Origin of the sequence: Streptomyces sp. NBC_01176 (assembly GCF_045039825.1) — a bacterium.
Lineage (GTDB): Bacteria > Actinomycetota > Actinomycetes > Streptomycetales > Streptomycetaceae > Streptomyces.
Map to the genome: position 1 here is coordinate 9,925,732 of NZ_CP108600.1, position 12,828 is coordinate 9,938,559.

The 12,828-nt window shown below is 72.5% G+C and carries 1 protein-coding gene; it reads left to right on the forward strand.

From position 1 onward, the window contains the following. The first annotated feature begins 264 nt into the window (after positions 1 to 264). Positions 265 to 12,783 carry a type I polyketide synthase gene (locus OG199_RS43170; RefSeq protein ID WP_405827196.1) on the forward strand — a complete coding sequence of 4,173 codons (12,519 nt, stop codon included), beginning with the start codon at positions 265 to 267 and terminating at the stop codon, positions 12,781 to 12,783. Positions 12,784 to 12,828: the final 45 nt, after the last annotated feature.

The following is a 12,828-nucleotide window of genomic DNA, read 5'->3' on the forward strand; positions in this document are numbered from 1 at the left end:
GCACAGGCCTCGCGGCAGTCGGCTGCCGCCCCTTGAGCGTGCCGTCCCCAGTTCGGGCAGACGCCTAGACTTGACCCCTTGCCCGGACCCGCCCTCCCTCGCTATGGAGGCAGGTCCCAGCGCCCGCGAAAGGCACTTCCCGGGCACCCGGGCACCGCTTAGGAATTCCCCTAGAGCACCTGGCAGGAGCGCGGAGCGCGCCGGACACCGTGCAACCGTGAGGGCTGCCCCGACCCCGTCGCCTTGGTGTTTGGAGTGCCATCCATGAACGAGCCGGTACCCGCGGACGCCCGGACCACCGTTTCGGCCCACGAACCCGTGGCCGTGGTCGGCCTTGCGTGCCGGCTGCCCGGCGCGAGCGGACCGGACGCCTACTGGAAGCTGCTCGCCGACGGCCGCAGCGCCATCACCGACGCCCCCGAGGACCGTCGTACCGGCGCACCGCACGACGACGCCTTCACCACCGGCCGGGGCACCACGATCCCCTACCGCGGCGGCTTCATCGACGCCCCCGCGGACTTCGACGCGGCCTTCTTCGGCATCTCGCCCCGCGAGGCCGAAGCCATGGACCCGCAGGCACGGCTCGTCCTCGAACTGGGCTGGGAGGCACTGGAACACGCCGCACTGCCGGTGACCGGCCTGCCGCACGCCACCGGCGTCTTCGTCGGCGCCGACGTCTCCGACTACGCCGCACTCGTCCACCAGCAGGGCAGCGAAGCCGTCGGCCACCACACCGCCACCGGCCTCAACCGCGGCCTCATCGCGGGCCGCCTCTCCTACGCCCTCGGCGTCAGCGGCCCCAGCCTCACCGTCGACAGCGCCCAGTCGTCCTCCCTCGTCGCCGTCCAGCTCGCCTGCGACAGCCTCCGCGGCGGCGACTGCGAACTCGCCCTCGCCGGCGGCGTCCACCTCAACCTCACCCCCGACAGCACCCTGGCCCTCGCCGAGTTCGGCGGCCTCAGCCCGGACGGCCTGTGCCACACCTTCGACGCCCGCGCCAACGGATTCGTCCGCGGCGAGGGCGCCGGCTTCGTCGTCCTCAAGCCCCTCTCCCGGGCACTGGCCGACGGCGACCGCATCCACGCCGTCATCCGCGGCGGAGCCGTCAACAACGACGGCACGGGCGCCAGCCTCACCACTCCCGACGCCGCCGCCCAGGAGGCCGCGATCCGCAGCGCCTGCGCCCGCGCCGGCGTCGCCCCGGCAAGCATCGACTACGTCGAACTGCACGGCACCGGCACCCGGGTCGGCGACCCCGTGGAAGCCGCCGCGCTCGGCGCCGCCGTCGGCACGGACCCCGACCGCAGGACCCCCCTGGCCGTCGGCTCGGTGAAGACGAACATCGGCCACCTGGAGGGCGCGGCGGGCATCGCGGGACTGCTCAAGGTGGTCCTCTGCCTGGCCCACGGCCAACTCGTCCCCAGCCTCAACCACACCACCCCCAACCCGGCCATCGACCTCGACGGACTCGGCCTGCGCGTCCAGCTGGAGACCACCGAGTGGACCGCCCCGGACCCCGGCCGCCCCCTGCGCGCGGGCGTCTCCTCCTTCGGCATGGGCGGCACCAACGCCCACCTCGTCCTCGAACAGGCACCCCCGCGCACACCACCCGCACCCCGGCCCGCCGGCACCGGACAGACCGCCGACCACACCGAGCGACCCGTGGTGCCCTGGCTGCTGTCCGCCCGCAGCCCCGAAGCCCTGCACGCCCAGACCGCACGACTCGCCGCACACCCCGCCGCGCACGCCGACCCCATCGACGTCGGCTGGTCCCTGCTCACCACCCGCACCCCCCTCGAATACCGGGCCGTCGGCGCCGCCACCGACGCCACCGGCATCCTGAACCACCTCACCGCCGCCCTCCCCCCGGGCCCCGCGGGCGGCCACCTCGACCGGCCCGTCTTCGTCTTCCCCGGCCAGGGCAGCCAGTGGGCCGGCATGGCGGACGAACTCATGACCACCGCGCCCGCCTTCGCCGCCCGCATCGCCGAGTGCGAGGCCGCACTCGCCCCGCACGTCGACTGGTCGCTCTCCGCCGTCCTGCGCGGCGACGCCGACGCACCCTCCCTGGACCGCTCCGACGTCGAAGTCGTCCAGCCCGTCCTGTGGGCCGTCATGGTGTCCCTGGCCGCCCTGTGGCAGGCCCACGGCGTACGCCCGGCAGCGGTCGTCGGACACTCCCAAGGGGAGATCGCCGCCGCCTGCGTCGCCGGCGCGCTGAGCCTGGAGGACGGCGCCCTGGCCGTCGCCCAGCGCAGCAAGGCACTCATCGCACTCAAAGGCCTCAGCGGCATGATGTCCGTGGCCCTCCCGGAGCCCCAGGCACGCACCCTCATCGCCGCCTGGGACGGCCGCGTCGCCGTCGCCGCCGTCAACGGCCCCTCCTCGGTCGTCGTCTCCGGCGACACCACCGCCCTCGACGAACTGACCGCCGAGGCCGAGCACCAAGGCGTACGCGTACGCCGCATCGACGTCGACTACGCCTCCCACTCCGCACACGTCGAAGCCGTCCAGGACGAGGTGCTGCGCCTCCTCGCCCCGCTCACCCCCCGCACGCCCGACATCCCCTTCCTGTCCACGGTCACCGGCGACTGGCTGCGCGACGCCCGCACCGACGCCGCCTACTGGTACGCCAACCTGCGCCGGCCCGTCCTCCTGGAACCCGCCGTACGGGCCCTGGCCGCCGCCGGACACACCGTGTTCGTCGAGGTCAGCCCGCACCCCGTGCTGACCACCCCGGTCCGCGAGACCGCCGAGGCCGCGGCCACCCACCCGGAACACACCGTCGTCACCGGAACCCTGCGGCGCAACGACGGCGGACTCACCCGCTTCTACACCTCGCTCGGAGAACTCTGGACGCGCGGCGCCGACGTCGACTGGACCCCGGCCTTCGCCGCCCACCAGCCCCGCACGGTCGACCTGCCGACCTACGCCTTCCAGCGCCGCCGCCACTGGATCGACGCCACCCCCGCAACCCGCGCACACCCCCGCACCGCCCCGACGGCGCCCGCCCACCAGCCCCCGGCACCCGCCACCCCCTCCAGCACAGGCACCGGCACCGGCGACAGCCTGCGGCTCGTCCGGGAGAGCGCGGCCCTCATCCTCGGCCACACCGACGCCGACGCCATCGACCCCGCACGCTCGTTCAAGGACCTCGGCTTCGACTCGGTCACCGTCGTCGAACTGTGCGACCGCCTCAACCGGGCCGCCGGCCTGCGCCTGCCCGCCACCGTCGTCTACGAGCACCCGACCCCGGCCCGCCTGGCCCGCCACCTCGACGCCGCACACGACGACACCGGCGCCGGGGCGGCTGTGCCGGTGGCGCGCGGTGTCGTGGACGGTGACCCGATCGCGATCGTGTCGATGGGGTGCCGGTATCCGGGTGGGGTGCGTTCGCCGGAGGATCTGTGGCGGCTGGTGCGCGCGGAGGCCGATGTCATCTCGGAGTTCCCCACGGACCGTGGCTGGGACCTGGACGCGCTCTACGACCCGGACCCCGACCGCAGCGGCACCAGCTACGTCCGCGAAGGCGGCTTCCTCCACGACGCGGCGGAGTTCGACGCCGCGTTCTTCGGGATCTCGCCGCGCGAGGCCCTCGCCATGGACCCGCAGCAGCGCCTCCTGCTGGAGACCGCCTGGGAGGCACTGGAGCGCGCCGGCATCGACCCGCACCGACTGCAGTCCACCGCCACCGGCGTCTTCATCGGAGCCACCGCCCCCGAGTACGGCCCGCGCCTGCACGAAGCGGTCGAAGCGGTCGAAGGCCACGTCCTCACCGGCACCACGGCGAGCGTCGCCTCCGGCCGTATCGCCTACACGCTGGGCCTGGAGGGTCCCGCGGTGACGGTCGACACGGCCTGTTCCTCCTCACTGGTCGCCCTGCACATGGCCGTCCAGTCACTGCGCTCCGGAGAGTGCTCCCTCGCCTTCGCCGGCGGCGCCACCGTCATGGGCGCCCCGGGCATGTTCGTGGAGTTCAGCCGGCAGCGCGGGCTCGCGGCGAACGGGCGGTGCAAGCCGTTCGCGGAGGGCGCGGACGGCACGGCCTGGGCCGAGGGAGTGGGTGTCCTGCTGCTGGAGCGCCTCTCGGACGCGCACCGCAACGGACACGAGGTCCTCGCGGTCGTCCGGGGCTCCGCGATCAACCAGGACGGCGCCTCCAACGGCCTGACCGCCCCCAACGGCCTGTCCCAGCAGCGTGTCATCCGCGCCGCCCTGGCCAACGCCGGTCTGTCGGCGGTCGACGTCGACGTGGTCGAGGCGCACGGCACGGGCACCAAGCTCGGTGATCCGATCGAGGCGCAGGCCCTGCTGGCCACGTACGGGCAGGACCGGGCCGCGGACCGGCCGTTGTGGCTGGGCTCGGTGAAGTCCAACATCGGTCACAGTCAGGCCGCTTCGGGGGTGGCCGGGGTCATCAAGATGGTGCAGGCGATGCGGCACGGTGTGCTGCCCAAGTCGCTGCACGCCGACGAGGTGTCGTCGTTCGTGGACTGGTCGGCCGGCGCGGTCGAGGTCCTCTCCGAGGCACGGCCCTGGGAGGAGGACGACCGCCCCCGACGGGCCGGCGTCTCCTCCTTCGGCGTGAGCGGCACGAACGCGCACGTCATCATCGAACAGCCCGCCGCCGAGCAGCCCGGACCGGCGGCGGCCACCGAGCCCGCTCCCGAGACGGATGAACCGGCGGTGCCCCTGCTGGTCTCGGCCCGCTCGGAGAAGGCGCTCGACGACCAGACGGAGCGCCTTGTCTCGCACCTTCGGGACGCGGATCTGCGGGAGGCGGGTACGCGTCCTGTCGATGTGGCCTGGACCCTGTTCAATCACCGTTCGGTGTTCGAGAACAGGGCGCTGGTGATCGGCTCCGAGGTGGTCGCCTCCGGTGTCGCCGGATCCGCCGCCACACCTCCCTCCGCTGTCTTCGTGTTCCCGGGTCAGGGTGCGCAGTGGGCGGGCATGGCGGTCGAACTCCTGGATTCCTCACCGGTGTTCGCGGCTCGCTTTGTTGAGTGTGCGGCGGCGTTGGACGGGTTCGTGGAGTGGTCGTTGATGGATGTGGTGCGGGGCGTGGAGGGTGCTCCGGGGCTGGACCGGGTGGATGTGGTGCAGCCGGTGTTGTGGGCGGTGATGGTGTCGCTGGCGGCGTTGTGGGAGTCGTTCGGTGTGCGTCCGGCGGCGGTGGTGGGTCATTCGCAGGGTGAGATCGCGGCCGCGGTCGTCGCGGGTGCGCTGTCGTTGCAGGACGGTGCGCGGGTGGCGGCCTTGCGCAGCCGTGCGATCACCGCACTCGCCGGCCAGGGTGGGATGGTGTCGGTCGCGTTGTCGCGTGAGCGCGCCGAGGAACTGATCGCGGGCTGGGACGGTCGTATCTCGGTGGCCGCGGTGAACGGTCCGACGTCGGTCGTGGTCTCCGGTGACGCGGACGCGCTCGATGAGTTGGTGGAGCAGGCGGGCGCCGAAGACATTCGGGTGCGGCGGGTGGAGGTGGACTACGCCTCCCACTCGGCGCATGTCGAGCTGATCCGTGAGGAGCTGCTCGAGGTTCTTGCTCCGGTTGTTGCACGTGAACCCGGGGTGCCGTTCTTCTCGACGGTGACGGGTGGGTGGCTGGAGTCGGCGGTCACGGATGCCGGCTACTGGTACACGAACCTGCGTCAGACCGTCCAACTGGAGTCTGCAGTACGTGAGTTGGTGGGTTCGGGGCATGGTGCGTTCCTGGAGATGAGTCCGCATCCCGTGCTGACCGTTCCGGTCGCGGAGACGGTGGAGGCGGCCGGTGGTGAGGCCGTGGTCACCGGCACCCTGCGGCGCAACGACGGCGGACTCACCCGCTTCTACACCTCTCTCGGTGAGGCGTGGACGCGTGGTGTCACCGTCGACTGGAGTCCGGTGTTCGCCGGGCGGCGTCCGCGGCGGGTGGAGCTGCCGACGTATGCCTTCCAGCACCAGCGGTTCTGGCTGGAGCTGCCGAAGGCCTCGGCGGTGGTGGCGGACCCGGTGGACGAGGCGTTCTGGAAGAGTGTCGAGGACGGTGACCTGGAAGGGTTCGCGCGCACTCTCGGTATCGAGGACCAGGAGTCACTGGGTTCGGTGGTTCCGGCCCTGTCGTCGTGGCGCAAGGGACGCCAGACCCGTTCCACCCTCGACAGCTGGCGCTACCGCATCGTCTGGCGGCCGCTGTCCACCCACGCACCCGCCGGCGCACACGCCGACGGCACCTGGCTGCTCGTCGTCCCCGAGACGTTCGACGACGCCCCGCTGTTCCGGGCCGTCCTCGGCGCTCTCACGGAACGGACGGACGGCGTCAGCGTACTGACGGTCGGCACCGCGGACTCCGAGCGGCAGCGACTGGCGGAACGCCTGCGGGCCGAGGCCGAGAACCGCACCTTCGGCGGCGTCCTCTCCCTGACCGGCCTCGACGAACTGCCGCACCCCGAGCACACCTCCGTACCCCGGGGCCTGGCCGTGAGCCTGACCCTCGTCCAGGCGCTGGGCGACGCGGGGATCCAGGCACCCCTGTGGTGCCTCACCCGTGGCGCCGTCGCGACAGCCGACGACAGGGCACCCGCCGCTCCCGTCCAGGCAGGCGTCTGGGGACTCGGCCGCGTCGCCGCCCTTGAGCACCCGAAGCGCTGGGGTGGTCTGATCGACCTCCCCGAGAAGACCGACGAGTCCACCCTGAAGCTGCTCGTGCACCTCCTCGCCGGCGAGGGCACCGAGGACCAGATCGCCGTCCGCGCCGGCAAGGCCTTCGGCCGCCGGCTGATCCGCGCGCCGTACGGCCACGCACCCGCCGCCCGCTCCTGGAAACCGAGCGGCACCGTCCTCGTCACGGGCGGCACCGGCGCCCTCGGCGTCCGCATGGCGCGCTGGCTCGCCGGCCAGGGCGCCGCCCATCTCGTACTGACCGGACGCCGCGGCGCCGACACACCGGGCACCGACGAGCTCCGCCGGGAACTCGAGGAGCAGGGCACCGCGGTCAGCATCGTCGCCTGCGACATGGCCGACCCGGACTCCGTCACCGGGCTGATACGGCACCTGGAACAGGAGGACGTGCCGCCCGTCCGCACGGTCGTGCACGCCGCGGGCATCAGCGCCCTCGGATCCCTCGACGACGCGGGGATCACCGACCTGGTGTCGACCCTGTCCGGCAAGGTCCTCGGCGCCGACCACCTCGACACCGCACTCGACCCGGCCGCACTCGACGCCGTCGTCTACTTCTCCTCCATCTCCGGGACATGGGGCGTCGCCGACCACGGCGCGTACGCCGCCGCCAACGCCATCCTCGACGCACGCGCCGAGCAGCGCCGCGCGGACGGCGTGCCCGTCCTCTCGGTCGCCTGGGGCCCCTGGGCGGGCGGCGGCATGATCGCCGAGGACCTTCAGGACACCCTCCGCCGCCGCGGCGTGCCCGTCATCGACCCGGACACCGCCGTCACCGGCCTCCAGCAGGCGCTGGACCACGACGAGACGCTCATCGCGCTCGCCGACGTGGACTGGCAACGCTTCGCCGGGGTGTTCACCTCGGTCCGGCGCAGTGACCTCCTCGCCGAACTGCCCGAGGCACAGCCCGCCGACGACGAGAACCGGACGTCCGCGACCGATCCCGCGCCGCTCCAGCACCTGACGCACCTCGACCCGGCCCGGCGCCGCACAGCCCTGCTGGACCTGGTGAGCCGACAGGTGGCCACCGTCCTCGGCCACGACAGCGCGGAGCACATCGACACCGAACTCGCCTTCAAGGACCTCGGTTTCGACTCGCTCACCGCCGTCGAACTGCGCAACCGCCTCGGCCGGACCACGGGGCTGCGGCTGCCCACCACGGTCGTCTTCGACCACCCCAGCATCTCGGCACTGGCCGACCTCCTCGAAGAGCAGGCCTTCGGCTCCCCGCAGGACCCCGCCGGGGCGGCTGTGCCGGTGGCGCGCGGTGTCGTGGACGGTGACCCGATCGCGATCGTGTCGATGGGGTGCCGGTATCCGGGTGGGGTGCGTTCGCCGGAGGATCTGTGGCGGCTGGTGCGTGCGGAGGCCGATGTCATCTCGGAGTTCCCCACGGACCGTGGCTGGGACCTGGACGCGCTCTACGACCCGGACCCCGACCGCAGCGGCACCAGCTACGTCCGCGAGAGCGGCTTCCTCCACGACGCGGCGGAGTTCGACGCCGCGTTCTTCGGGATCTCGCCGCGCGAGGCACTGGCCATGGACCCGCAGCAGCGCCTCCTGCTGGAAACCACCTGGGAAGCACTGGAGCGCGCCGGCATCGACCCGCGGGCGCTGCGCGGCAGCAGCACCGGTGTCTACCTGGGCATGACCGATCAGGAGTACGCCACCCAGCTGCGCGCCGCCGCCGGGGAGGCCGAGGGCTACCTGGCCACCGGAGCCGCGGCGAGCGTCGCCTCCGGCCGTGTCGCCTACACGCTGGGCCTGGAGGGTCCCGCGGTGACGGTCGACACGGCCTGTTCCTCCTCACTGGTCGCCCTGCACATGGCCGTCCAGTCACTGCGCTCCGGAGAGTGCTCCCTCGCCCTCGCGGGTGCCGTCACCGTGATGTCCGGGCCCGGCCCCTTCATCGCCTTCAGCAGGCAGCAGGCCCTGTCCCGGGACGGCCGCTGCAAGCCCTTCTCCGCCGAAGCCGACGGCTTCGCCCTGTCCGAGGGAGTGGGTGTCCTGCTGCTGGAGCGGCTCTCGGACGCGCGCCGCAACGGACACGAGGTCCTCGCGGTCGTCCGGGGTTCGGCGATCAACCAGGACGGCGCCTCCAACGGTCTGACGGCCCCCAACGGACCCTCCCAGCAACGAGTGATCCAGGCGGCGCTGGCGAACGCGGGCGTGGCCGCCCAGGACGTCGACGTGGTCGAGGCGCACGGCACGGGCACGAAGCTCGGTGATCCGATCGAGGCGCAGGCGCTGCTGGCCACGTACGGGCAGGACCGGGCCGCGGACCGGCCGTTGTGGCTGGGCTCGGTGAAGTCCAACATCGGTCACAGTCAGGCCGCTTCGGGGGTGGCCGGGGTCATCAAGATGGTGCAGGCGATGCGGCACGGTGTGCTGCCCAAGTCGCTGCACGCCGACGAGGTGTCGTCGTTCGTGGACTGGTCGGCCGGCGCGGTCGAGGTCCTCTCCGAGGCACGGCCCTGGGAGGAGAACGGCCACCCCCGGCGCGCCGGCGTCTCCTCCTTCGGTATCAGCGGCACGAACGCCCACGTCATCATCGAGCAGCCCGAACCTGTTCCCACCGAGCCCGCCCGCACGGACGTGCCCGACCCCGCGGGAGCGAGTGTCCCCCTGCTGGTCTCGGCCCGCTCGGAGAAGGCGCTCGACGACCAGACGGAGCGGTTGCTGTCCCATCTGCGGGAGACGGACACAGAGCTGGGGGAGAGGGATCTGCGGGAGGCGGGTGCGCGTCCTGTCGATGTGGCCTGGACCCTGTTCAATCACCGTTCGGTGTTCGAGAACAGGGCGTTGGTGATCGGCTCCGAGGTGGTCGCCTCCGGTGTCGCCGGGTCCGCCGCCTCGCCTCCGTCCGCTGTGTTCGTGTTCCCGGGTCAGGGTGCGCAGTGGGTGGGGATGGCGGTCGAACTCCTGGATTCCTCGCCGGTGTTCGCGGCTCGTTTCGGTGAGTGTGCGGCGGCGTTGGACGGGTTCGTGGAGTGGTCGTTGATGGATGTGGTGCGGGGCGTGGAGGGTGCTCCGGGGCTGGACCGGGTGGATGTGGTGCAGCCGGTGTTGTGGGCGGTGATGGTGTCGCTGGCGGCGTTGTGGGAGTCGTTCGGTGTGCGTCCGGCGGCGGTGGTGGGTCATTCGCAGGGTGAGATCGCGGCCGCGGTCGTCGCGGGTGCGCTGTCGTTGCAGGACGGTGCGCGGGTGGCGGCCTTGCGCAGCCGTGCGATCACCGCACTCGCCGGCCAGGGCGGGATGGTGTCGGTCGCGTTGTCGCGTGAGCGCGCCGAGGAACTGATCTCCGCGTGGGGCGGTCGTGTGTCGGTGGCCGCGGTGAACGGTCCGACGTCGGTCGTGGTCTCGGGTGACGCGGACGCGCTCGATGAACTCGTGGAGCAGGCGGGCACCGAAGACATTCGGGTGCGGCGGGTGGAGGTGGACTACGCCTCCCACTCGGCGCATGTCGAGCTGATCCGTGAGGAGCTGCTGGAGGTTCTTGCTCCGGTCGTTGCACGTGAGCCCGGGGTGCCGTTCTTCTCGACGGTGACGGGTGGGTGGCTGGAGTCGGCGGTCACGGATGCCGGCTACTGGTACACGAATCTGCGTCAGACCGTTCAACTGGAGTCTGCAGTACGTGAGTTGGTGGGTTCGGGGCATGGTGCGTTCCTGGAGATGAGTCCGCATCCCGTGCTGACCGTTCCGGTTGCGGAGACGGTGGAGGCGGCCGGTGGTGAGGCTGTGGTCACGGGTACTCTGCGTCGCGGTCAGGGCGGCCTGGCCCGTTTCTACACGTCGCTGGGTGAGGCGTGGACGCGTGGTGTCACCGTCGACTGGGCCCCGGCGTTCACGCCCTACGCGCCACGCCGAGTCGACCTGCCCACCTACGCCTTCCAGCACCAGCGCTACTGGCTGGAGTTGCCGAAGGCCTCGGCGGTGGTGGCGGACCCGGTGGACGAGGCGTTCTGGAAGAGTGTCGAGGACGGTGACCTGGAAGGGTTCGCGCGCACTCTCGGTATCGAGGACCAGGAGTCACTGGGCGCGATCGTGCCCGCCCTGTCGTCCTGGCGCCGCAGCCGGCGCGAGCGTTCCACCCTCGACAGCTGGCGCTACCGCATCGTCTGGCGGCCGAAACCCGCGCCCGCACCGGGCACACCCGCCCCGACCCTCGACGGCACCTGGCTCGTCGCCGTCCCCGAAACCCACCAGGACGACGATCTCGTCGCGGCCGCCCTCGGCGCCCTGCACGCCGCCGGTGCCCGGACCGTCGAGCTGGCCGTGCCCGACTCCGCCCAGCGCGGCGAGCTGGCCGGGCGACTGCTCGCGGACCTCCCCGCGGACGTGACACCGGACGGCGTCCTGTCCCTGCTCGCCCTCAACACCCGTGCGAGCCAGCACAGTCCGGGCGTCTCGTACGGGCTGCTCGGATCGATGGCGCTCGTCCAGGCACTCGACGACGCCGGGATACCCGGCCGGCTGTGGAGCCTGACCCGAGGCGCGGTCTCGACCGGCGAAGACGACGGCGCCCCCGATCCGGCACAGGCCGCCGTGTGGGGACTCGCCCGGGTGATCGGCCTCGACGACCCCGACCGCTGCGGCGGCCTCGTCGACCTGCCCGCCGGCGACACGGAGTCCGCCGTACGCCTCGTACTTCCGGCTCTGCTCACCGCGGAGCCCGGGGGAGACGGCGGCCGGGAGACCGAGTTCGCGGTACGCGGGGGAGGGGTCAGCGTCCGCCGCATGGTCCGTACACCGCTCCACGCGCCGGTGACCGACGGCGACACCTGGCGACCGCGCGGCACGGTCCTCGTCACGGGCGGAACGGGAGCCCTCGGCTCGCAGGTCGCCCGGTCCCTGGCACAGGACGGCGCCGAACACCTGATCCTGACCAGCAGGCGCGGCCCCGAGGCGCCCGGAGCCGCCGCACTGCGCGACGAGCTCACCGCCCTCGGCTGCGGCGTGACCATCGCCGCCTGCGACGTCGCCGACCGCACCGCGCTCGCCGCGCTGCTTGACCAGGTGCCCGACGCCTCGCCCCTCACCGCGGTCGTCCACACGGCGGGCGCGGTCGAGACGGCACGGCCGCTGGGCGACCTCACACCCGAGGACGCCGTCGGCGTGATGCACGCCAAGGTGCTCGGCGCGCAGAACCTCCACGAACTGCTGACCGGACACTCCCTGGACGCCTTCGTCCTGTTCTCCTCCGGCGCCGGCGTCTGGGGCAACGGAGGACAGGCCCCCTACGCCGCCGCCAACGCCCACCTCGACGCCCTCGCCGAACAGCGCCGCGCCCAAGGGCTGCCCGCGATCTCGATCGCCTGGGGAGCCTGGGCGGGCGGCGGCATGGTCGACGAAGAGGTCGGCGGGCAACTGCTGCGCCGCGGGGTCCCGGCGATGGCTCCCGAACTCGCGGTCCGCGCCCTGGCCTGGGCGAGCGCCGGGCGGGAGAGCACCCTCGTGGTCGCCGACATCCGCTGGGACCGCTTCCTGCCCGCCTACTGCGCCCACGGACACCGGCCGCTCGTCGACGAGGTGCCCGAGGTACGGGAACTCCTCGCCGCACAGAACGCCGCGCGGCCCGAGACCCAGGACGACGGAGCCGACGCGGCCACCGCTCTGCTGGCCGAACTGGCGGCACTGCCCGAGGCCAAGCGACGACGCCGGCTCGTCGACCTGATCCGCACCCATGTGGGCGCGGTCCTGGGACACGGCCCGTCCGACACCGTCAAACCGGGACGCGCCTTCCGCGACATGGGATTCGACTCCCTGACCGCGGTGGAACTGCGCAACCGGCTCAGCGGGGTCTTCGGCACCCGCCTCTCGGCGACCATCGTCTTCGACCACCCGACGCCGAACGCCCTCGCCGACCACCTGGACGCGGAACTGCTGCCGGCCGTGAGCGGACCGGCCACCGATCTGCCCGCCGGTCTGCAACAGCTCGAAGCCGCCTACCGGCAGGCGTCCGACCCCGCCGCACGGCAGGCACTCACCGCATCACTGCGCGCGCTGCTGGACACCTGGGCCGCATCCGAAGAGCCGGAAGAGGCGACGGTCGACGAGGAACTGCTCGCCGCCTCCGACGAGGACATGTTCGACCTGATCGACAGGGAACTCGGGATCTCCTGAGCGGAACCCCGTCATGGCTCCCGATTCTCGAAGGGCTGACTTTTT